Genomic DNA, 21,875 nt, shown 5'->3' with positions numbered 1-21,875 from the left:
TCGTCGAATAAACGCTTGCGTTCATAGGCGCAGGCGTTAGATTCGCTTACTTTTATAAAAAACGTATTATGAAACTCACGAGGCAAGATTATATATTGGCGGGAGGACAGGCTTTATTGTGGATCACCTTATGGCTGATTCCTCCTGCGATCGATTTTTTCATACGCTTTAATCCGAGTTCGGCTTTCGAGGTGTGGAAGATTAATACGGGGTTCATTACTCCGTTGGCTATTGTTTTCACCGCTAATTTCTATGTATTGGTTCCCTATTTGCTTTATCGGGATCGGAAGATGCTCTTTGGGTTGATGAATTTGCTATTGATCACGGGGGCTAACCTATGGATATTTTCTCCTAAGGCGGATTTCCCGGACGAATGGCGTTCGGGAATGTATATGGTCGCTTTCGGAGCGTTCTTCTTACATTTGCTAGTGGTTGGATGTGCCGTGGGATTCCGTTATATCGTACGCTGGGGCGATATGCAGATGCGTTTGAAAGAGGAACGGCAGAAAAACGCCGAGGCGGAACTGGCTTGGCTGAAGAACCAGTTGAATCCGCATTTTCTCTTTAATACCTTGAATAATATATCCAGCTTGGTCCAGATAGACCAAGATACGGCGCAAGAAAGTATCGGGCAATTGAGCGATTTGCTGCGGTATACGCTCTATGAGTCGAACCATGAGCTGGTACCGGTGGAAGGCGAGATCGAGTTCATGAATAATTACATCGAGCTGATGAGGTTGCGCTGCAATGAACTGGCTACCGTGGAAGTGGATTTGCAAGTTCCGCCTAAACCGATGAGGATCGTGCCGCTTTTGTTCATCTCTTTAATAGAGAACGCATTCAAGCATGGCGTGAATAGCCGTAAGTCGTCGTTCGTACGTATTCGTTTCAAGGCGGAAGGAGATGACCTTGTTTTTACCTGCGAGAATAGCGACCATCCGAAACCGGATGTGAACCGTAGCGGATCGGGGATCGGGTTGGAAAACCTGAGGCGTAGGCTGGATCTGGCTTATCCCGGTCGTTACCGATATGATCAAGCGCTCCGGGAAAATAGTTACTTTGTTCAAATAACACTTCGAGACTGCTTATGAAAACACTGACTTGCATGATCGTAGACGATGAGCCCTTGGCGGTGAAGATGCTGGAGGACTTCGTAAGCCGTACGCCTTATCTGAGGCTGGCGGCTTCCTTCAATGATCCGGTGCTGGCACTCTCCACGTTGCGTGAGTCTTCGGTGGACGTGCTTTTCTTGGATATTCAGATGCCGGATCTGGACGGGCTGAACCTCTCCCGCATGGTGCCCCCCGGTACGAGGGTGATCTTCACGACCGCCTTTAAGGAGTATGCCTTTGATAGCTATGAGGTGAATGCCCTCGATTTCCTGCTGAAGCCCATCCGATACCATAAGTTTCTCGGAGCTGCGGAGAAGGCCCGCCAATGGTTTGAGATGAGTAGCGTGAAGGAGGAGAGAGGCAGCCTTTTCGTGCGGGTGGATAGCCAGTTGCGGCAGGTGGAAATCTCCCGGATATTATACGTGACGGGCTTGAAGGATTACGTGATGATCTATCTGGAAGGGGAGGCCCGTCCGCTTATCACCCACGTGACGATGAAGGCCATGGAAGAGATGCTGTCTACCGGTCGCTTTATGCGGGTACATCGTTCTTATATCGTGGCGTTGGATAAGATCCGTTCCGTCGACCGGAATAATTGCGTTTATATCGGGAAGGAGATCATCCACGTGACGGATGCCTACAAAGAGGCGTTCAACGCTTATCTGAAAGCTGCTCAACCTTCTTGAACTTGGATGCCCATTCAAAGCTCCTTACGATGGGCATTCTAACGACCTTACAATGCCCATTGTAGGAACCTTATAATGGGCATTCTAAACTTTATGTGTATATTCGTGCCTTAATTAAGAGAAAACGATATGAAGAATAGCATTCCTTTAGGGTTTATCCGGATCTTTATCCTGCTTATATGTCTGACCTCGTGCGGTAGCAAAAAACAACAAAAAGTAGCTTTGCCCGCCGATTTCAAGGGACCGAAGGAGTTGGCTCGCTTATATGGGGTACGTATCACTCCGGAAGATAATATATTCTTGTACAACGAGGGGGCCCGTTGGTTGGGTGTACGTCATAAATTGGGAGGGAGCACGAAACGGGGCGTGGATTGCTCCGGTTTCGTATCGATCGTTTATCGGGAGGTATACGGAAAGCAGCTGGCTCGTTCCTCGGCGGATATGCTGAAGTATAATTGCAAGAAAGTGAGTCGTGCCAAATTGCAGGAAGGAGATCTGGTATTTTTCAAGACGGGTCGTGGCGGGAAACGTGGCGTTCCGAATCACGTGGGGATTTACTTGAAAAATGGGCGCTTCATCCATACCAGTACTTCTAGCGGCGTGATGGTAAGTAACCTTAGCGAACCTTATTATACAAGAACTTGGTTAACGGGTGGTCGGGTAAAATAAAATTACTAAATTCGCGTCTTAGAAAAACTATTAAACATAAATAGAATATGTTGACAATCAAATTAATCACTGAAAACACGGATGCCGTAATCCGTGGACTGGAAAAGAAACATTTTAAGGGTGCGAAAGAAAGCATCGATAAAGTGTTGGAATTGAATGATAAAAGACGTATCGCACAAAATCAATTAGATAAGAACCTAGCGGAGGTAAACGCAACCTCTAAGTCGATCGGACAATTAATGAAAGAGGGCAAGAAGGAAGAGGCGGAGGCCGCTAAGAAACATGTTTCCGAGATCAAGGAGGTGAGCAAGGCTTTGCAGGTTGAGATGGATCAGGCTGCCGAGGAGCTGCAGAACTTACTTTATACGATCCCGAACGTACCTTACGATGAGGTGCCCGAGGGTACCTCCGCCGAGGACAATGTGGTAGAGAAAATGGGAGGTATGGAAACGGAACTTCCGAAGAACGCTCTTCCGCACTGGGAATTGGCGAAGAAATATGATTTGATTGATTTCGATCTGGGTGTTAAGATCACGGGAGCTGGTTTCCCGGTCTATAAAGGACAGGGCGCTCGTTTGCAACGTGCGTTGATCAACTTCTTCTTGGATGAGGCCCGTGACGCCGGTTACTTGGAGATCATGCCGCCTACGGTGGTGAACTCGGCTTCCGGTTATGGTACGGGACAGCTTCCGGATAAGGAGGGACAGATGTATCATTGCGAGGTAGACGACCTCTATTTGATCCCGACAGCGGAGGTGCCCGTGACAAATATTTATCGGGATGTCATTCTGGATGAGAAGCAGTTACCGATCAAGAATTGCGCTTATACACAATGCTTCCGTCGTGAGGCCGGATCTTATGGCAAGGATGTACGTGGTTTGAATCGTTTGCACGAATTTTCTAAGGTGGAGTTGGTTCGGATCGATAAACCGGAGCACTCTAAGCAATCTCACCAAGAGATGTTGAATCATGTGGAGGGATTACTTCAGAAGTTGGAGTTGCCGTATCGCATCCTTCGTCTTTGTGGGGGTGATATGAGTTTCACGGCTGCCCTTTGCTTTGACTTCGAGGTGTATTCCGAGGCACAACAACGCTGGTTGGAAGTTAGCTCCGTGTCCAACTTCGATACGTATCAAGCCAACCGCTTGAAATGCCGCTATCGTGACGAGAATAAGAAAACGCAACTTTGCCATACCTTGAATGGTAGTGCCTTGGCTTTACCTCGCATCGTAGCCGCCTTATTGGAAAACAACCAAACCCCCGAGGGCATCCGCATCCCGAAAGCGTTGATCCCTTACACTGGGTTTGATATGATTAAATAAGCATCAAATCATTTGATGAACACATCGGTAAACGTATTAATGATTAATGCGCAGGGTATTATGCTTTCGGTGTTAGGACGGGATTATTTTCTGTCATATAATCGTGTTCCATGGTTGAAAGAAGCACGTATTAGTAATGTGTTAAATGTTCGGATGGCTGGGCGTAATGCGATAGAATGGCCGGAGTTAGATGTTGATTTGGAGATCGAAAGTTTGAAACATCCAGAACGTTATCCTCTTATTATGAAACGTTCAACATTGGACTTCGTATAATCTCTTTTTTATAAAATATCCCAGCATTGTCCTTATTGTGGATATGCTGGGATATTTTTTTTGAATGAATTAGATGAATAAGTTTACGTTCGCGTCTTCCGCACGTTCCAGATAGGTGGCTACGCCTCCTAGGACAACGTTATCCATCAGTTCTTCTTTTTTGACGCCCATTACGTCCATGCTCATCGTGCAGGCGATCATCTCGATACCATTCTCTACGGCTTGTGCCATAAGGCTTTCCAAGCTGTCGATCCGTTTCTTCTTCATGATAAGGCGCATCATCCAACTGCCGGCTCCACCCATATTCATTTTAGATAGTTTCAGCTTTTCGCTATTTGCCGGAAGCATCCAGCCAAACATCTTGCCGAAGATATCTTTAGATACGGCAGGTTTTTCCCGTTTCTTAATCACGTTAAGCCCCCAGAAAGTAAAGAACATAGTCACCTTCTTTCCGGTGGAGGCAGCCCCGTTTGCTATGACGAATGAGGCCAACGCCTTATCGAGGTCATCGCTGAAAACGATCAATGTCTTGTTGTCGGCACTATTACCACCTGTCGCTATTTTGCATTCAGCTTTTTTTTTTCGTACCGTGGCGGCGATCGTGCCTCCCTTATTTTCCAGAGAGACTAACTCTGCCCCGGTTATCTTGCACCATGAAGAGACATCTTTTCCGAAAGCCTGATCTGTTGCGGTGATTTCCAATGACTCATCTTCCCGCAAGTTCTCATAGTTCTTTTTCAACTGCATGATTGGTCCCGGACACATTAATCCGCAAGCGTCTACCTTAATCGCCGTAGCTGCCGGAGTCGATTTGCAAGAGCTACTTTTACCAGATGCCTTATCAGAAACAGCTTCGGACGAACAAGGTGCGCAGGCCGGCTCATTCTTGATCTTTGCTGTCGCTACACTCCAAGTCTTGTAACCACCGGATAGGTTTCGGACATTCGTGAAGCCATTTTGAGTCAGGATGCGATAAGCCAAATAGCCCCTTAATCCAACGGCGCAAGTCACTACGATCAGTTTATCCTTGGGCAGTTCCGCCAAATGTTCTCTTAACTCATCAACCGGGATATTGATGAAGCCGGGGATTGTCCCTAAGCTGTACTCGTCACGGGTACGGACATCGATACGTACGGTATCTGGCGATAAGTTCTGGATCTCTCTCCACTGGATCGCTTTCGCTTTTCCCGTAAGTAGGTTCTCCGCTACGAACCCGGCCATATTTACGGGATCTTTAGCGGCTGAATAAGGAGGAGCATACGCATGTTCCAACTCCGTCAGGTCATAGACCGTACCTTTCCGCTGGATCACTTGCGCTAACATCTCGATCCGTTTGTCTACGCCTCCGAAACCTACGACTTGCGCCCCTAACAGTCGTCCGTCTTCCGGCGCAAACAATATCTTGATCGATAAAGGCACGGCTCCCGGGTAATATCCCGCATGCGAGGCTCCATGCGTATAGGAGGATTGATAAGCGATTCCTTCCCGTTTCAACAGCTTAGCGTTAGCTCCCGCCGTGGCGACCGTCAAGTCGAATACCTTGGCGATAGAGGTTCCCATCGTCCCGTCATAAGTTTCCTTATTGCCGGATACGATATTATCGGCTACGATACGTCCTTGCTTATTCGCTGGACCCGCCAATGGGATCAAGGCTGGTTTGCCTGTCACGAGGTGGCGTACTTCCACGGCATCTCCCAACGCATAAATATCCGGGTTCGAGGTCTGCATATATTCATTGACAGCGATACCGCCGAGTGCTCCGATCGTAAGTCCCGCTTCCTTGGCCAATCGGGTTTCCGGACGGACACCGATACTCAATAAAACCATATCCGCCGGGATCTGCTTCCCACTTTTCAAATGAACGGTCACGCCTCTGGAAGTCTCCTCGAAACGAGATACGCCATCTTCCAGCATCAAGCCTACCTGCTTGCCGATCAATTGCTGATGTACGATAGCGGCCATGGAATAGTCGAGGGGTGCCATCACTTGGTTAGCCATTTCCACGACGGTGACATGGACACCCAGCTCATGCAAATTCTCCGCCATCTCCAAGCCGATGAAACCACCCCCTACAACAACGGCGGTACGGGGCTTTTCCGTGTTCACGTAATTCTTGATCGTGTCCGTATCCGGCACGTTACGTAACGTGAATATCTTTTTACTCTCGATTCCTTCGATGCGTGGACGCAAAGGCTCCGCACCGGGAGAGAGCACTAGTTTATCGTAAGTCTCCGTGTAGGTTTCTCCTGTGCCGAGTTTCTTCACCTCCACTTGCTTGGATTCGGGAAGGATTCGGGTCACTTCCTGCTCCGTACGGATATCGATGCGGAATCGATCCGTGAAGCCTTTCACGGTTTGTACGAATAATTTATTCCGGTCGTTGATCGTGTCTCCTATATAATAAGGTAATCCACAGTTTGCATAAGAAACATATTTTCCACGTTCGAAAAGGATGATTTCCGCTTTCTCGTCCATTCTACGCAGCCGGGCTGCTACGGTAGCTCCACCGGCTACACCTCCAATAATCAAGTACTTCATATCTATTTTTATTTAATTTGTATTATACATATTTGTTAGTAGACAATAATTAGTTAAAAAAAGGGATTCATCCCTTTTGTATGTATTCTTTGAGTTGATTGAACAGGCTATCCATATTTAGCTCGGCCTGCATCATCTGTTGTATTTTCTCTTTCCCTTTTGGGGTGAGCGAGAAAAACATTTGCCGCTTATCCTCTTTATTGATGTTCCTGCGGATAAACCCCTTGTTCTCGACAGAGGTGATCACCTTTGAGACCCGGGAGTTTGAAAGACCGATATAATCGCAAATCATTCCTGCCGACTTTGCCTCATTATCCTTTAAGCAACAAAGCAACATGGCCTCGTTGATGGTGATAGCATGTACTTCCGAGAAATTTTTCTCGAACTGGTACAGTATCTTATAGATATCCTTTATGGCGCAAATTGGTTCCATATTTCTTTATAACTTGTTTGATGATGCAAAGATATAACTATTTTCTAATAAAAATACTTTCTAGTGGAAAATAATTAAGACTATTGTATATTACCCTATAGTAGAGACAGGGCGTGCCCCGTCTCATCACCGTCTGAATAGTATCTTTAAGTTACCATTTAGCTGGGATGAGACGGGGCACGCCCCGTCTTTACTACTAGGTATTTCTTTTAATCTCTGTTGGAGAAATATTTCATGAATTGTGAACGCTCATACATCGCCGGGTTCGGGATATTGGCGTAATTCAATTTGCCTTGGAATTGGGAAAGGGATTGGTAATGTGCCTGATGCATCCACTCTTCCACGCAAGTCAATACTTGGGAGATGATTTCCGCTCCATGTGTATAGACAGCGCTACACATCTGTACGGCGGAAGCGCCGGCCAATAGACATTTAACGACATCTTCCCAATCATGCACACCGGTAGAGGAAGCGATACTGATTCCCGGGATCTTTCCGGATACGATAGCCGTCCAGCGAATCGTGTCACTCAAATCGGAATGATTGCTAAATACATTACCCGAAACGATCTGCATATTATTAATGTCGATATCCGGCTGGTAGAAACGATTGAATAGCACGACACCATCAGCACCGTTTACTTTCAACAAATTAACCAGCGAAGGAATATTGCTGTAATTCTTTCCGATCTTCATGATAACCGGAATCGATACGGTCTCTTTTACCTTGCGGATGATACTGACATACGTATCCCGGATACTCTCGAAATCTTCGGTCAGTTCGGTTTCCATGAAGAACACGTTCAATTCCAAAGCGTCCGCTCCCGCTAACTCAATTTGGCGGGCAAAGTCGATCCAAGCGTCCGCCTTATAGCAATTGATGCTGGCGATAATGGGGATCGTACATAATTCCTTGCTCTTCTTGATCAGTTCCAGATAATCATTTACTTGATTCGCTTTTACATAACCACGGATATAATCCGCCGCTTCGGGGTAATCGGAGTCTTGCATCAAAGCCTCGCTCTGCATCTCGATCTGCTCTTCGAAAAGAGATTTCAATACGATCGCTCCAGCACCTGCTTTCTCAAAATCCCTGTTACGTTCCGCCTTATTGGTGAGTCCGGAGCTCCCTACGATAATCGGATTGCGAAGTGTTAACCCCGCATATTGGGTTTTAATGTCAATCATGTTGCCTATATTTAGATTTAATAATTACTTTAATATTCCCGTTCGCCAAAGATACTGGTACCCACCCGTATCAAGGTGCTTCCTTCTTGGATAGCGATCGGGTAATCATGGCTCATCCCCATGGATATCTCCTTGAAATCGACATTATCTTTACAGAGCGTCTCTTTCAGTTCGATAAATAAATCATGGATCTTGCGGAATTCTTCCCGTATCAACCCCGTATCATCGGTATTGGTAGCCATGCCCATCAATCCGCAAATACGAATATGCTGGAATTCGGCCAAGGACTCGTCACGCAACAACTCCTTGCATTCCTCAGGACTGAGTCCGTGCTTGGATTCCTCTTGCGCCACATGGATCTCCAATAATACCCGGATCGTGCGGTCGTATTTTTTCGCTTGTTTATTCACCTCAGCCAAAAGCTTCAAGGAGTCTATGCTATGGATCAAATGAATAAAAGGAGCGATATCTTTTACCTTATTGCTTTGTAACGGGCCGATAAAATGCCATTCGATATCCTCAGGTAGTACTTTTTGCTTGGTGCTCAGTTCCTGTGCCCTGCTTTCGCCAAACACCCGCTGTCCGGCGTTGTAAGCCTCCCATAGAGCCTCCACCGGGTGAAACTTAGAGACGGCAACCAACGTCACCCCTTGCGGGAGCGACGTTTTCAGTTGTACTATGTTTTGAGCGATACTCATGTTTTTATCCTCTTTGTTCAGCTTGTTGTTTTTGCTCCGCTATCAGTTCCTCGCCACTTTTCTTCTCGCCGGGAATACTGTTCGCATCGAATGGGAATACATCCATCAACTGGGTTTCCGTTACCGAGGCGATGGTATAATCCGCCAATGTACCCTTCATTCCATCTTCCAATACGGCGATGGCCTCTTTCAGCGTAGTGGCTTGGGCAAGCATTTGTGCGGCGGTTTTCTTTTCCGCTCCGCTCTTCTCGTCCAACGTGATAAAATAAACCTTGATCTTATAGAACCGATCACCATTCTCGTTGAAGAATAATTCGGATAAACGAGCTCGTTTGATGTCTGTTACCGTGAATTCACCCGTGATGAAGGGGCGGATCTCCTCGATGATGCGAGCTTCCGCTTCCGTAAAAGACAGGGCGTCTACCAAGTAAGGCTCGGTTACTTTTTTCTGCATGCCATTTTCCAGCATTTTCTCGTAAGAGACCTTACATTCAAACCAATTGTGCATATGCTTTACTTTTTAATTTAGTCTGTACTCTGTTTAAAACAACGTACAAATATAGTGGCTATTCGTCAATAAAACAACTTGCCGCAAAAGATATAATTTGTCAGGATGTCTAATTTCGCGTGTTTGTTTTCAGTTGGAATTTAAAATAGAGAGATATGGATGAGAAAGATTTGGTGGAAGGGATGCGAGAGTATATAAGTCTGTTACAAAAGGAAGGACGGTATTCCTCGGCGAAAAGTTATCAAGACGCGATGAACTCTTTTATACGGTATAGCGGGACGGATCGTATCCCATATACATATATAAATAAGGATACTCTTCGCCGGTACGAGGCTTATTTGTTGGAGAAAGGCTGCATGCGTAATACGGTCTCCACGTATATCCGCCGTTTGCGTTGTATCTATAACAAGGCGGTGGAGAATGGCGAGGCGGCGTTTATCCCCTCTTTATTCAAGGGGGTTTTTACGGGTGTGGAAAGCCAGCGCAAGAAATCCTTGCCTCTGGGAGATTTGAATCGCTTGATGACTGTCCCGGTAAAAGGAGAGAAGTTGAGGAAGACACAGCTGACGCTTTGCTTGATGTTTCAATATGGGGGGATGTCGTTCGTTGATTTCGCCCATTTGAATAGGGGTAATATCAAGAACGGCATATTGGATTACAATCGCCAGAAGACCGGGACCTCTATGCGGTTGGAGGTCTTGGATACGGCGGAGGCTATGTATAAGGAGCTGGCAGGTGAGAGGGGTGGAGGCTCCGGCTATTTATTTCCCTTTTTAAGTGGGACGAAGAACGGCCATGAGGAATATCTCGAATACAATGCGGCCTTGTCCCGGTTTAACCGGAACTTGAAGACGTTGAAGGAGGTTGCGGGAATAGCCTCGGATGTGACTTCTTACACGATCCGTCATTCCTTCGCCATGGCATTGAAGGAACAAAATGTCCCCATTGAGATGATCAGCGAGTTATTGGGGCATAAGTCCATCAAGACAACCCAGATTTATCTAAGAAGTTTCTCGTTGGAGAAGATGACGGTGGTAAATAAGTCTTGCTTTGAGAATGTATATAATTATATGCCAGAGGTGGGTTGAGGCTACTTGGGGAGTAGCGTTCATTTCACGGTGCAAATGTAGCAAAAAATAGCAAATAACAAGCAATCATTAGTTTTAGTTTGTGCTCCGACCTTGATTCTCCTTAAATCTTCGTTCTTATTCCTAGTGTATAGACATGGCAATAGAGACGAAATGATCTCGTATTTCCTACATCATCACGTCCCTTCTAAAAATCGAACATACATTCTTGTAGAGACGGGGCGTGCCCCGTCTCATCCCCTCCAAATGGTAACTTAAAGATACTATCACCCGGTGGGAGACGGGGCACGCCCCGTCTCTACAACCGGGTGATAAGCGTTCTCGCACCTTTTAGGCTACTCCCCAAGTAGCCTAAGATTTCAAGAGATGGTAATTTTCAGTAATGCCATATTTAAAAATATAAAACGCTGTTTATCAAGATGATATAAAAGATTCTTGGTAGGGCTCTGAATTGCCGTGGGGTCTGTTTTCGGGCCACGGGATAACCACTAGAAAAGATAATCATAGAGATGGATATATTGACAGGCAAGTGCTCGGATAGGTTCATGGCGCATGTTCTGAAGCGACGTGACCAGGAGGCCGTCCGCTGGTACGTGCTCACGCTCCCTACCGCCGGTGGCGGGCGTGACAGGATCAGCCCCTCGAAGGGGCTGGACGCTGAGCTTTCCCGCCGTGAGCGTCGTGGTGAGGCGTTGTTCGAGTATTTCTCCCCCTCGTATGTCGAGGCGAGGAAGGTGGGCGGTAAGATGGTCAACACGAAACGGCCCCTGCTGTACAACTACGTGTTCGTCCACGCCTCGGAGGACGAGATCTTCCGCCTGAAGCGTACGCTTCCCCTGTATAATTTCCTCCCCCGGGTTTCCTCCGGCGGGCGGTCTTATTTCCCGTACCTCTCGGATCGTGAGATGGATACCTTGCGTTGGGTCGCAGCTTCTTACTCCAACGAGCTTCCCGTATACGTGCCAGATAGCGGCCGCTTGTTGAAAGGCGACCGTGTGCGTATCACCTCCGGCCCTTTTACCGACATGGAGGCGGAGGTGGTGGTGCAGCCGGGCGGTGGGCATAAGGACGTGATGGTGCGTATCCTCGACTGTCTGTGGGTCCCCTTGTTCGAGGTGAGAGCTGGGGAGTACGAGTTGATCGAGCTGAATACCAAGGGTAAGCACGTCTATACCCATTTGGACAACGACCGTCTGTCGGAGGGCTTGCACGATGCCTTGGGCCGTTACCACGCCTCCGGCGTGGTAGTGGATGAGGATGCCCGTCTGGCCCGTGAGGTCCTGCGTGGCTACGCCTCTCTCCGTGGTGAGACCGACGTGATCCGTTGCAAGCTTTACTCTTTGCTCCTTCCTGCCTATCTGCTTTTGGGCGAGTCGGATGAGTTCGATCGTTTGCGCTCCACGATGCGCAGCATGCTCCCGGTGATAAAAGCGGGGCAATCCCGTGCCTTGCTGCTGGTCACGCTGTACGGCTGTACGGACAGCAGCCTCTACCAGCGCATGGCGCACGAGCTGGTTGACCCTTGGATGGAGGAGCCCTCGCCCAAGAAGAGTAAGACCGTGTTGATACGTCGTTTACGTGATTACGACCGGTGGCTGAAACATAATGAATAGTGAATAAGGAATAATGAATTAAATAATTCAAGATTCAAGATTCAGAAATCAAGATTCAAAAAGAAATGTCTTCTCTTCCTTCGGGTATCCGGTTAATGAACTTGTTGCGTGAGCATTTGACAGAGATCATGGATCGTGAGCGTGTGAACCGAAACTCAATACACCTGTATTGCACGGGTCCCTACTGGGTAGCGTTCGAGCGTTCCGCCTACCAACTGCATCGTGCGTTCTCGGATAGCGAGACCACGCCGCTGCGCCTGTTCGCCTACCCGTTCCCGATCGTGATGGTGTCCGTTACGGATCGCTCGCTAAGCTCGTATGCCCGCAAGCATATATTGAGAAGAGACGATAAGGATTACAAGCAATTGACCGTACCCGTACTTTCCCTTGCGGACTACCATGAGTGGCACGCCGGCGAGGTGGAGGGGGTACCTTTATTGAGTGAAAAAGTATGAGTATGACGCAAATACCGTTATTGTTATTACTGTGCGGATTCTTGGCCTCCGTGTTTTTGGGCATGGCCATCATCCCGAGGATCCTGGTGATCTCGCACAAGAAACGCCTGTATGATATCCCGGACACCCGTAAGGTGCATACGACCCCTGTCCCCCGTTTGGGCGGGTTGTCGTTCTTTCCGGTTATCTTGATGTCGATGGCCTTGGTGATGGGCTTTCGCCTTTACCTGTGGCCCTCGGATCTGTCGGGTCTCTCGCTTGACATGCTCCACGAGTATCTTTTCTTGTTTGTGGGCATGACGTTGCTTTACTTGGTGGGTGTCTGCGACGACTTGGTCGGGGTGGGCTATCGCTATAAGTTCGTCGTGCAGGTCGTGTCGGCCTTTCTGTTGGTGTTGTCCGGCAACTGGCTCGACTCGTTGGGTGGCCTGTTCGGGATTTATTCAGTCCCGGCCTTGCTGGGCGTTCCGATCACGGTCTTCGCCGTGGTCTACGTGACGAACGCCATCAACCTGATTGACGGGATTGACGGCTTATCGTCCGGCCTTTGCTGCATCGCCCTGTCGGTCTTGAGCGTGATCTTTTTCATCCAAGGGCAATACATTTACACCCTGCTGGCGGTCTGCACGCTTGGAGTCTTGATGCCCTTCTGGTGTTACAACGTCTTCGGCAACGCAAACCGTGGTCATAAGCTTTTCATGGGCGACGCTGGCAGCTTGACGCTGGGCTACGTGATCAGCTTCCTGATCATCCACTTGTGCGTGTCGAACGGCTCGTTCCCGGATCGGTCGAATCCCTATCTGGTGATCGCCTTCTCCACGGTGTTGGTACCGTTGTTGGACGTTATCCGTGTAGTCCTGCACCGTCTTCGTGAGCACAAGAACCCTTTTTTACCGGATAAGAACCATTTCCATCATAAGCTGTTGCGCACGGGCATGCGAGTTCGCATGGTGATGGTGACGATCCTGTGCGTATCGGTCTTCTTCATAGCGTTGAACTTGCTGTTGGCCAAGCGTATGAATATTACATACCTCTTGTTCTTGAACCTCTTCCTGTGGTCTCTTCTCCATCTGTCAATCAACAGGCTTATCTCCCGGAATCGGGAGCGGAGAGAGAGGGAGGAAGCGTCTGGTAAGAAATTCTGACAGCTCTTTGCCTGTTTTCTTGTAAGGATGACAAATAAAGCTTATATTTGGCTCATTAAAGCATCGCTTATGAAGACAAAGACCGAATATATACGATTGCTGCGTCAGTATATGACGGAGAATGCCTCCAAATACGGCATTTCCCGTATGGGGATATTTGGCTCTGTCGCCCGTGGCGAGAACACGGAGCAGAGTGATATCGATGTTTACGTGGAGGGAAATCTCCATGGTTTCTTTGCGTTGTCTGGAATAAAGGCTGATTTAGAAGAGCTCTTGGGATGTCCAGTTGACATTGTCCGTCTGCGGGAAAGAATGGATACCTTTTTTAAGGATCGCATATTAAGTGAAGGAATCTATGTTTGAACGACTAATAGCTTATCATATACTCGAATTGCTGAAAAAATCGTTGGAGGAAATCATCCAGCGAAGCGAGAGGATACGGTTTGCGGATGACTTCCTCTCCTCGAATGAGGGAGTGATCTTGCTGGACAGCATTTGCATGAAATTATCGGCTGTCGGCGAGAGCGTAAAGAATTTGGATAAGATAACTAAGCGAGAGTTTCTCTCTAATTACCCTGAGATACCTTGGAAGAATGTGATGGGAGTCAGGGATGTTATCGTACATCATTACTTCGAGGTGGATGCGGAAGAAATTTTTCGTATCTGTAAAGAGGATGTTCCACCTCTTTTGGATACGATTAATAGGATGCTTCTCGATCTTCATCAGTAAATTATAGTTCCCTATACTCCTCCCTTGCGTCAAAGCAGGGGCAAGCCTTACGGATATAGGGGCTAAGTTGGTAATGTCCTAGGATGCGTGCCTCCGGGTAATCCCTTCGTAATTGCCGTAGCAGATCCATCAAGGTACAGCGCTGGGCGTAGGTCCGGGTATCGGCTGGACGGCCTTGTTCGTCGAGTCCTCCCTCGTAACATATACCGATACTTTTGTCGTTCCATCCGGCTGCGTGCGCCCCGATCTGGTTGACCGGTTGGCAACGATGTAGCTCCCCGTCCCGTGTGATATAGAAATGATAGCCGATATCGGCGAATCCCCGTGCCTTGTGCGATGAACGGAGCGCCTCCACAGGAAAATCCCTGTCATATCGTGTGGCCGAGCAATGAATTACAAGGAGTCTGACCTCCCTGTAATTCTGGTAGAAACAATAAGCCTTACCCATGATAATTGAAAATTAGAGAATACAGGATTGGATGCCAAGTGCCCCTGCGATGGCGGTAGCTACGGCGATGATCACTTTGATAATAGTACTCCATACGGACTTTTTCATGATAATTAATAATTAATAGTGAATAATGAATTGAATAATGATATCCCGGCTGATATAAGAGGAAAGCTTCGCTTTCCTTCGGACGGCCTCAGCGGACGGGCGTCAAGCGAAGAGACCGTAGCGAGCGTGAGGAGCATCCCTGTCTGAGCGAAGCGAGTTGGGATGCGACAGCGAGCGTAGGTCTCGAAGTAGCCCGTCAGCGTCAGCCTTGACCTTTTGGTTACTTTTGGGTCAAGCCAAAAGTGACACGTTAGATCTCATCAGGCGACTCCGAATCCCCACCCCCAGCAGCCGACTTCTTCGAGATATCCACGGTAGTCTCCCCAGCCTTCTCCGCACGGAGTACCGCTTGCTGAGCCTTGCGGGTAGCCACGGGCTGGAACTCCAGCCCGGCGAAGACATTCTTCAAGTCCTCGCCCGGTATATACTGGATACTAACCCCGGTGATGTTTGTAGATGTGAATTTCTCAAGACTCTCCGCACCCTCGTTGAGGATATGGAGCCGGAATTTACCCAGTTCGCCGAAATCCACCTGTTTCCCCTCTTGGAGGGCATCGAGCAGGTTCTCGACAGTGGAGATCAATACCGCCACCACATCCGCCCGGCTGACGGTGGTTTGCATGGATACCCGGCGGCTCAGCTGCTTGAGCGATAGCTCACCATTGATCTGTGCCGTGGCGTACGCTTTCGCCGGCTCGTCTTTCTTGATAGGATTGGTCCGAAGGGACACGCTGTAATTTAAAGCCATAGATTTGATAATTAAAAATTGATAATTGAAAATTGAAAATGAAATCGATTTGTTTTCGATAACGAATGTACGACATTCGGTTTCCTCTGAAATGAATACCGCTGACAGCGGATGAATAAGGGAGATAAAAGAGGAGATATGCTGAAAAATAAACATCCGTATAGTTGTTCGTGTCGTATGTTTTAAGTATCTTTATACCAATAAGATAAATCTTAAAAATGCGAACGATATGCGAACAGGATATACACAAATCGACGAGTGGCCCGTGCGGCCCTATTCCAAGCGGGAGCTGGCCATGGCCTACGCCCCCGAGATCAGCCCCGTCTCGGCCCTGAACCGGCTGGCGGAATGGATGCGGTATAACGATCGTCTGACCCGGGAGCTTGGTGATACGGGCTACCGCCCGAGGCAACGGGTCTTCACCTCCCTCCAAGTGGAGCTGATCTTCCGTTACTTGGGTCGTCCTTGAGAGGAGATACCGCCACCCGTCGGTATAGGCGAGCGGCGGTGCCGGTACTGGCATCAGACAACGCCAGTACTGGCGTAGGGCTGCGACGGTAGTGCTTACGGGCGATGACAGTAGTGGCATTTCCTTCATTCCTTCATTCCTTCGGGCGTCTCTCACGCACACACACGTGCGAGGAGAAAGCGTACTCGCCCCGTGCGGTCTTGATCAGTGTTCCCTTCTCCAGCATCCGTTTGAGGGAGGAGTCGAGTGTTTTCTCGGGTATGCCGTTCTTCGCTGCCTCCTCCACGGCCTGCCGACGGCAGAACATCATTGGGAGGGCATTGAATAAAGCCTGTTCAGGAGAGGTCTGGACAGGGACGGCCTCGGAGGTAGGCAGGAAGCCCAGCACATAGCTCGAATGGCGGTAAAGAGGCTCAATGAGCATGAGTACGGCTTGGAAATCCTCGTCGGTGACCCGTAGGTCCAGCTTGGGGACGATACCATCCTTGATATTCTCGATGGGGATCTCCGGGGCGGGGGAGAGACCGGGGGAATTGAAAATGGAAAATTGAGAATTGAAAATTTTTTGTTGGGGAGGGAGGAATTTCTCCAAGGCTCTCAACAGGGCTACTATACTCAGGATCCGGCAGGTATTGATGGCGATACGGGCCACGGCGCTTCGCATGGAACCTCCATAGGCGTAACCGGCGTGGGAGAATAACTGGGCGAACCGTTGGTTGAACAGCTCTTTCTGTTTCTCGGATAGTCTTAGCTGGATCGTTTGGACCGATCCGTTGATCAGGTCCAGTACCTGTTTCCATTGTGTTCCCCATGTGGCGAAGCGTAGGCCGTAATCCTCGCCTTCCGAATCGAATTGGTCCATCCACTCATCGATAGGTGGCATGAAATAGAATAACTGGCGAGAGAACAGGCCGTTCTCCGCCGAGGGGATCAGCGGCTTTACTTGCGCCGGGGTTCCACTTAGCAATACGCTGAGATAAGACTCATCGCATTCCCGGTACTCATGATTGGTACGCCGGTTGAAGGCCAGTCGCTCATGGTCGTGGCATTTACGCAAGGTATCGCTCCAATGGCCGTGATCCGCTCCGATGGCGGTACTCACGGTATCAGCCTCGGTCTCGCAGATCAGCCCCACGCCGTCGGCCTCTATGAGGTTCTCTAAGATACCGGTACCCGAGTTATCGCCGGCTATGAGGAACATCTTGAGGGGCGGTTGTTCCGGCTCGGGCGTCTCGGAGCGTTTCTTGCCGAGTGAGTCCCATCGGTTCTTTTCCTCCCGATAATTCTTTAGGCTGTCTTTGTAGCGGGCCATCATCTCCTCGTGAATAGGTTCAGCTAGGCGCCTGACCCATGTCAAGGCTCCTTTTCCGGAGGCGGGAGGCGCTACGATGAAGGTTTGTAGGCATGGGTACATGTATTTTTGTCCGTATAATACCCGTACCCGCTTGTTCAAGGTGCCCCCGAGTACGGTGAATACTCCCAGCAGGAGTATGTCACGCTGGGCGATGGAGTTCCCGCAATCGATCATCTGCTTGATGAACGGGGGCCACGGATAATCCGGGAAAGCGGGTGGCAAGTCCTCACGTGCGTACGTATGTGCGTGTGTGGGTGTGAGAGGGGCTTGAAGGTTTGAAGGATTCTTGTTCTCCCTCAGGTATTGGCGGAAGGTGTCGGCCAGTTGCTTGTCCGTTTTTACGCCGGCAATCTCGGCCCAGTGGAAGACGGAGCCTAATCCGTTGCGCCCGTTTCCCGCTTTGAGGGCGTGGTCGTATAGCTTGTCCGCTTCTTCGTAGAGGTATTTCTCGGACAGGCGGCAGATGCGATGAAAGAACGTCCTTCCCGTTTCCCCGCAATCGTTGGCGGTGGCGAAGGCGATCGGCATATACTCTTGGTAAGTGGGAGCGATGTTCGCCCCTTGGTGTTCGATGGCGGCGACAAGCCGCTCTAAATCTGATAATGGGTTCATTTGATTTATAAGTTATAATTTATGATTTAAACTGTCAACTGTCATTTGTCAACTATCAACTCTCCCGCAGCTTAGCGGAGGGATCATGGCAGAGGAAACACGCCCGTGAGAGATCGGCGTTTGAGGCATCCGCATTCAATCCGTATTTCCATTTCAGGTATTCCCATGCCGATAGCCGTGCCTTATCAAAAGATTCCTCTATGGAAGCCTTGGGTGAGAGCCGGTAGGGGACGAGCAGTTTCACACCTGTGGTGCTTGGGCTGACGAAAGCTAGGTCCGGTCTCAGTTTATTATCGGCGAACAAGGTGTCTCGCCAGTGGAGGGTTTCCTCCGGCGAGGGGAGATGGTCGATATCGATGACAAACTCTCCGGAAAGGAATAACAGGCGGTCTTCCTTGCGATAGGAGAAGACCCCGGCCGGTGTGACGTATGGCAGTAAGTTTTGCTTCAGTTTGCGGAACCGTTTCTCGTCGCTCAAAGCGTCCTGTACGCTGAGCGTTCGTTCTTTCAGCCACTCGTTGGAGGTGATATAGGTATGCAACTGTTTGACACTGGTCACGCCGCTCGGCACTTGATTGGAGATGGGGGCGTTGAAAAAGGACATGATACATTCTTTCATTAACTCGTTTGATTTAAAGTTTAGGCTGGTAAAGGAAAGGTAAAAGAGTGAGAAAAAACGGTCCGGTAAGTTATTTGCACCTATCGGTAAGTTATTTGCGCATAAAAGTAATTCGGTGACAGGAAAAAGAAGAAGATATGAGTGAAGAGAAAGCGAGCCCGTGTGTGCTGCACATCCATGGCGAGAACATACAGGTGCTGCCCAACGCCATGTTTGCCATTCAATATATTTGCTTGGACCCGGGAGAAAAGCCGGAGGTCGTTTCGGAAAAGGACGTGAGGCCGGATCCGGAGCCGTGTGATTTATTAGCCTCCTATATCCAAGACGAGGAGGTACGTCACGACTTCGTAAAGCGAATCGCCCAATGCCCGGATGTGGCCACCCTCTGCCAAACGGTGCTGACCGACCTTTTCAACGAGGTCTTTTGCGACTGCGTGGAACCGGCCAAACTTATCAAGAGCAAGGAATTCATCAACGCCATCATCCCCCTGCTCCCCTTCAAGCAAGGCAAGAGCTTGCGCAATATCCGGCGGGCGATCGTGAAGTATGTGCTGGGGGAAGGGTAGGTGTTTTGATTTATGAATGATTGCATAATTGGATATTTATTTGTTTCTTTGTCAATATTCTATTTTCTTATGAAGTCGAGACAAGAGATCCTAGCGTTATTAAGAGACTTCAAGGTTCGTAAAGGCAAAAAGTACGGAATCTTGAAGATGGGTATCTTTGGCTCTGTAGCTCGTGATCAACAGACGGAAAGCAGTGATGTGGACATTTATTACGAGGGTGAGGCGCAAGGGCTTTTCTCTCTCTCCCATTTGAAAAATGAATTGGAAGAACTGTTGGGAAGCCCGGTGGATATCATCCGTCTTAGAGACCGGATGAATCAGTTGCTTCGTAAACGCATCGAGAGGGAGGGGATCTATGTTTGATAGAGAGTTGGCCTTGGATACCTTATCGCAGATAAAGGATACTCTTTCAATGATAATGGCAAGAACTTCGCATATTCATACGGTTGATGATTTTTATATGAATGAGTCCGGTATGATTCTATTGGATAGTGTTTGTATGAAACTTGTCGCTGTAGGTGAGGCAATCAAAAATCTAGACAAAATAACGAATAAGGAATTACTTCTTAAATATCCGGCTGTAAACTGGAAGGATATTAAAGGGATGAGAGATATCATTGTCCATCATTATTTTGATATTGACGCAAGCGTGATACTTTATAGTCTTCAAAAGGAGGTTCCGGATTTGTACTCCACTATTTGTGTTATGCTGAGGGATTTGTCTCGGTGACTTATCACGATAAATATAGTTTAAACTCATTTTAAATCAAGACACTCGTTTTTTGCCCTACTGGTTTACCGGCGGGATGGGAGTGGTTTGTGTACTTGTCTTTATTCCTAGTAAATCAGAGAATAATAAGCGGATAGCGAAGAATACGCTGTTCCTCTACGTGCGTATGCTCTTTATCATGGAGAGCAATTTTTGTATTAAACACAATTCTTTGTAGCAATGGTAACAGACTCACGAACTTCGAAAAGTATAAAAAATAGTTTGGTAGCCTTGGCTTTTTATTTTATTAATCTGGTTCTTCAATTTTTCTCCCGTAAGGTATTCTTGGATTATCTTGGGGCAGAGATCTTGGGACTGAATACTACGGCTACCAATTTGCTTCAGTTCTTGAACCTTGCGGAATTAGGAATAGGATCAGCCATTGCTTGTACATTATATAAGCCTTTATTAGAGAAGGATACGGTTGCTATCAATGAGATTGTTTCCTTGCAAGGCTGGTTGTATCGGCGTATCGCATGGATCGTGATAGTGGGAAGTCTCGTGTTGATGGCGTTTTTCCCTTGGATCTTCGCTAAGATGCCGTTACCCTTATGGTATGCGTATGCTTCTTTTGGGGTATTGTTGGTTAGTGCGTTACTGAGTTATTTTGTTAATTACAAGCAGATTGTTCTTTCCGCGGATCAGAAAGAGTATAAGATCCAGTATAGCTATAAGGCCTCTATGTTGGTTAAGTTGCTTTGCCAGATAGTAGCGATTCGGTTCTTGGATCATGGATATGTTTGGTGGCTGGTATTGGAGGTGGTGTTTGCGGTAGTAGCCTCGATTGCTTTGAATCGGGTGATCGACCGTACTTATCCTCATTTAAAGACAAATTTGCTTATGGGCAGAGAGCTGGCAAGGAAATATCCGGATATACTAACGAAAATTAAGCAACTTTTTTTTCATAAGATCGGAGGCTTTGCGTTGACACAAACAAGTCCCATTATTATATATGCTTATACGACTTTAACGGTAGTTGCTTTTTACGGTAATTATATGTTGGTGATCCTCGGGATTCAGACACTGATGATCGCTATTTTTAATAGTATGAATGCGGGGGTTGGGAATTTGGTAGCGGAGGGAGATCGAAAACGGATTCTGTCGGTGTTTGAGGAACTGTTCTCCGTGAGATTTTTGTTTACCTGCGTGATGTGTTTTGGGGTATTTATGCTTACTCCCTCATTTATAACCTTGTGGATCGGGAAAGAATATGTGCTAGACTCCATGACGTTGTTATTGATGACTGCCATCTTGTTTATCAACTTGAGCCGCACGACCGTGGATGCTTATATTAACGCTTATGGTCTGTTCGGTGATATTTGGGCACCGGTAACGGAAGCTTCTATTAACATCGGGATGTCTGTCCTGCTGGGATATTTCTTTGGATTACATGGTGTGTTGTTGGGCGTGTTGATAAGCCTATTGATCGTCGTTTTTTGCTGGAAACCTTGGTTCTTGTTTTGTAAGGGATTGAGATTGCCTTTGCGGATTTATGTGGTTATGTATGTTAAGCATCTAATCGCAAGTATGGTATGTTCGTTTTTTGTTTATTATATTTCTGATTATATACCTTTTCGTCCGGAGGATAGATTCTTTTCGTTCTTCTTTTATGGGATAACTGTCATGCTTATTTTCATGCTGAGTATTGTGTCTATCTTGTATCATATAGGACAAGGATTGCGCCATTTTGCACGAAGGATAGTGAGTATTATTATATAAGTATAT

The 21,875-nt window shown here is 47.9% G+C and carries 27 protein-coding genes; 16 read left to right on the top strand and 11 right to left on the bottom strand.

Translation table 11 applies throughout. The features are described from left to right. The first annotated feature begins 68 nt into the window (after positions 1–68). The 5 genes from ACESPU_RS03205 (at position 69) to ACESPU_RS03185 (ending at position 4,062) form a co-directional block, all read left to right on the top strand. Positions 69–1,091: a sensor histidine kinase gene (locus ACESPU_RS03205; protein WP_057327152.1), complete on the top strand. Its 1,023-nt coding sequence runs from the start codon at positions 69–71 to the stop codon at positions 1,089–1,091. After that, positions 1,088–1,798: a LytTR family DNA-binding domain-containing protein gene (locus ACESPU_RS03200; protein ID WP_011966047.1), complete on the top strand. Its 711-nt coding sequence runs from the start codon at positions 1,088–1,090 to the stop codon at positions 1,796–1,798. The genes ACESPU_RS03205 and ACESPU_RS03200 overlap by 4 nt, the downstream gene beginning before the upstream one ends. A 129-nt stretch (positions 1,799–1,927) precedes the next feature. After that, a complete protein-coding gene (locus ACESPU_RS03195) occupies positions 1,928–2,467 on the top strand; it encodes an NlpC/P60 family protein (protein ID WP_121956657.1) in 540 nt (179 codons plus the stop codon). 47 nt (positions 2,468–2,514) lie between these two features. Beyond that, positions 2,515–3,789, top strand: a complete 1,275-nt coding sequence (gene serS, locus ACESPU_RS03190) for a serine--tRNA ligase (RefSeq protein ID WP_009276314.1) — start codon at positions 2,515–2,517, stop codon at positions 3,787–3,789. 15 nt (positions 3,790–3,804) lie between these two features. Continuing rightward, positions 3,805–4,062 carry a DUF2442 domain-containing protein gene (locus ACESPU_RS03185; RefSeq protein WP_005855712.1) on the top strand — a complete coding sequence of 86 codons (258 nt, stop codon included), beginning with the start codon at positions 3,805–3,807 and terminating at the stop codon, positions 4,060–4,062. 69 nt (positions 4,063–4,131) lie between these two features. On the opposite strand, the gene ACESPU_RS03180 is transcribed toward ACESPU_RS03185, so the two are convergent. The 5 genes from ACESPU_RS03180 to ACESPU_RS03160 all read right to left on the bottom strand — a co-directional run bounded on the left by ACESPU_RS03180 (position 4,132) and on the right by ACESPU_RS03160 (position 9,426). Continuing rightward, on the bottom strand, positions 4,132–6,600 hold the full coding sequence (locus tag ACESPU_RS03180; protein WP_057327154.1) for an FAD-dependent oxidoreductase: 2,469 nt from the start codon (positions 6,598–6,600) through the stop codon (positions 4,132–4,134). Positions 6,601–6,667: 67 nt separating this feature from the next. Continuing rightward, entirely contained in the window at positions 6,668–7,033 is a 366-nt protein-coding gene (locus ACESPU_RS03175; RefSeq protein ID WP_005855716.1) for a MarR family winged helix-turn-helix transcriptional regulator, read from the bottom strand. Positions 7,034–7,242: 209 nt separating this feature from the next. Further along, on the bottom strand, positions 7,243–8,220 hold the full coding sequence (locus tag ACESPU_RS03170) for a dihydroorotate dehydrogenase-like protein (protein ID WP_005855718.1): 978 nt from the start codon (positions 8,218–8,220) through the stop codon (positions 7,243–7,245). Between the two features lie 29 nt (positions 8,221–8,249). Then, positions 8,250–8,918 carry a YggS family pyridoxal phosphate-dependent enzyme gene (locus ACESPU_RS03165; RefSeq protein ID WP_057327156.1) on the bottom strand — a complete coding sequence of 223 codons (669 nt, stop codon included), beginning with the start codon at positions 8,916–8,918 and terminating at the stop codon, positions 8,250–8,252. A 4-nt stretch (positions 8,919–8,922) separates the two neighbouring features. Next, positions 8,923–9,426 (bottom strand): DUF4494 domain-containing protein, encoded by a 504-nt coding sequence (locus tag ACESPU_RS03160; protein WP_005855722.1) that lies wholly within the window; start codon positions 9,424–9,426, stop codon positions 8,923–8,925. A 155-nt stretch (positions 9,427–9,581) separates the two neighbouring features. Here ACESPU_RS03160 and ACESPU_RS03155 point away from each other — a divergent pair, with 155 nt between their 5' ends. From ACESPU_RS03155 to ACESPU_RS03130, 6 genes are all read left to right on the top strand, one after another. Next, positions 9,582–10,514 (top strand): site-specific integrase, encoded by a 933-nt coding sequence (locus tag ACESPU_RS03155; RefSeq protein WP_009276318.1) that lies wholly within the window; start codon positions 9,582–9,584, stop codon positions 10,512–10,514. A gap of 509 nt (positions 10,515–11,023) precedes the next feature. After that, positions 11,024–12,127: a transcription termination/antitermination protein NusG gene (locus ACESPU_RS03150; RefSeq protein ID WP_217799588.1), complete on the top strand. Its 1,104-nt coding sequence runs from the start codon at positions 11,024–11,026 to the stop codon at positions 12,125–12,127. A gap of 65 nt (positions 12,128–12,192) precedes the next feature. Continuing rightward, positions 12,193–12,582, top strand: coding sequence for a hypothetical protein (locus tag ACESPU_RS03145; protein ID WP_158533139.1), 390 nt, complete (start codon positions 12,193–12,195; stop codon positions 12,580–12,582). After that, positions 12,579–13,727: an MraY family glycosyltransferase gene (locus tag ACESPU_RS03140; RefSeq protein WP_087347289.1), complete on the top strand. Its 1,149-nt coding sequence runs from the start codon at positions 12,579–12,581 to the stop codon at positions 13,725–13,727. The genes ACESPU_RS03145 and ACESPU_RS03140 overlap by 4 nt, the downstream gene beginning before the upstream one ends. A gap of 69 nt (positions 13,728–13,796) precedes the next feature. After that, a complete protein-coding gene (locus ACESPU_RS03135; protein WP_044546759.1) occupies positions 13,797–14,090 on the top strand; it encodes a nucleotidyltransferase family protein in 294 nt (97 codons plus the stop codon). Further along, positions 14,083–14,457 (top strand): DUF86 domain-containing protein, encoded by a 375-nt coding sequence (locus ACESPU_RS03130; protein ID WP_044546756.1) that lies wholly within the window; start codon positions 14,083–14,085, stop codon positions 14,455–14,457. The genes ACESPU_RS03135 and ACESPU_RS03130 overlap by 8 nt, the downstream gene beginning before the upstream one ends. A 1-nt stretch (position 14,458) precedes the next feature. On the opposite strand, the gene ACESPU_RS03125 is transcribed toward ACESPU_RS03130, so the two are convergent. The 4 genes from ACESPU_RS03125 to ACESPU_RS03110 are packed head-to-tail and all read right to left on the bottom strand — an operon-like array spanning position 14,459 to position 15,761. Beyond that, the gene (locus ACESPU_RS03125) at positions 14,459–14,905 is read right to left on the bottom strand and encodes an N-acetylmuramoyl-L-alanine amidase (RefSeq protein WP_057326612.1); all 447 of its coding nucleotides are present in this window, start codon (positions 14,903–14,905) and stop codon (positions 14,459–14,461) included. Positions 14,906–14,917: 12 nt separating this feature from the next. Next, positions 14,918–15,013, bottom strand: coding sequence for a smalltalk protein (locus tag ACESPU_RS03120; protein WP_005855736.1), 96 nt, complete (start codon positions 15,011–15,013; stop codon positions 14,918–14,920). 5 nt (positions 15,014–15,018) lie between these two features. Continuing rightward, entirely contained in the window at positions 15,019–15,219 is a 201-nt protein-coding gene (locus tag ACESPU_RS03115; RefSeq protein WP_080598090.1) for a hypothetical protein, read from the bottom strand. A gap of 44 nt (positions 15,220–15,263) precedes the next feature. Then, on the bottom strand, positions 15,264–15,761 hold the full coding sequence (locus tag ACESPU_RS03110) for an HU family DNA-binding protein (RefSeq protein WP_122144649.1): 498 nt from the start codon (positions 15,759–15,761) through the stop codon (positions 15,264–15,266). A 229-nt stretch (positions 15,762–15,990) separates the two neighbouring features. Here ACESPU_RS03110 and ACESPU_RS03105 point away from each other — a divergent pair, with 229 nt between their 5' ends. Beyond that, positions 15,991–16,230: a DUF4248 domain-containing protein gene (locus ACESPU_RS03105; protein WP_005855745.1), complete on the top strand. Its 240-nt coding sequence runs from the start codon at positions 15,991–15,993 to the stop codon at positions 16,228–16,230. 133 nt (positions 16,231–16,363) lie between these two features. On the opposite strand, the gene ACESPU_RS03100 is transcribed toward ACESPU_RS03105, so the two are convergent. Together ACESPU_RS03100 and ACESPU_RS03095 are read right to left on the bottom strand one after the other, a co-directional pair. Continuing rightward, positions 16,364–18,196, bottom strand: a complete 1,833-nt coding sequence (locus ACESPU_RS03100) for a DUF3987 domain-containing protein (protein ID WP_122144609.1) — start codon at positions 18,194–18,196, stop codon at positions 16,364–16,366. Positions 18,197–18,251: 55 nt separating this feature from the next. Next, positions 18,252–18,815 carry a BT4734/BF3469 family protein gene (locus ACESPU_RS03095; RefSeq protein WP_005855750.1) on the bottom strand — a complete coding sequence of 188 codons (564 nt, stop codon included), beginning with the start codon at positions 18,813–18,815 and terminating at the stop codon, positions 18,252–18,254. A gap of 137 nt (positions 18,816–18,952) precedes the next feature. Here ACESPU_RS03095 and ACESPU_RS03090 point away from each other — a divergent pair, with 137 nt between their 5' ends. The 4 genes from ACESPU_RS03090 (at position 18,953) to ACESPU_RS03075 (ending at position 21,869) form a co-directional block, all read left to right on the top strand. After that, positions 18,953–19,381 carry a hypothetical protein gene (locus ACESPU_RS03090; protein ID WP_005855752.1) on the top strand — a complete coding sequence of 143 codons (429 nt, stop codon included), beginning with the start codon at positions 18,953–18,955 and terminating at the stop codon, positions 19,379–19,381. Positions 19,382–19,450: 69 nt separating this feature from the next. Further along, entirely contained in the window at positions 19,451–19,744 is a 294-nt protein-coding gene (locus ACESPU_RS03085; RefSeq protein ID WP_005855753.1) for a nucleotidyltransferase family protein, read from the top strand. A 49-nt stretch (positions 19,745–19,793) separates the two neighbouring features. Continuing rightward, entirely contained in the window at positions 19,794–20,111 is a 318-nt protein-coding gene (locus ACESPU_RS03080; protein ID WP_022192974.1) for a DUF86 domain-containing protein, read from the top strand. A 219-nt stretch (positions 20,112–20,330) separates the two neighbouring features. Beyond that, positions 20,331–21,869 (top strand): lipopolysaccharide biosynthesis protein, encoded by a 1,539-nt coding sequence (locus tag ACESPU_RS03075; RefSeq protein WP_057320050.1) that lies wholly within the window; start codon positions 20,331–20,333, stop codon positions 21,867–21,869. Positions 21,870–21,875 lie beyond the last annotated feature (6 nt).

The organism is Parabacteroides sp. 20_3 (assembly GCF_964238835.1).
GTDB classification, from domain to species: Bacteria; Bacteroidota; Bacteroidia; order Bacteroidales; family Tannerellaceae; genus Parabacteroides; species Parabacteroides distasonis.
This window is presented reverse-complemented; position numbering and strand designations above follow the sequence as displayed.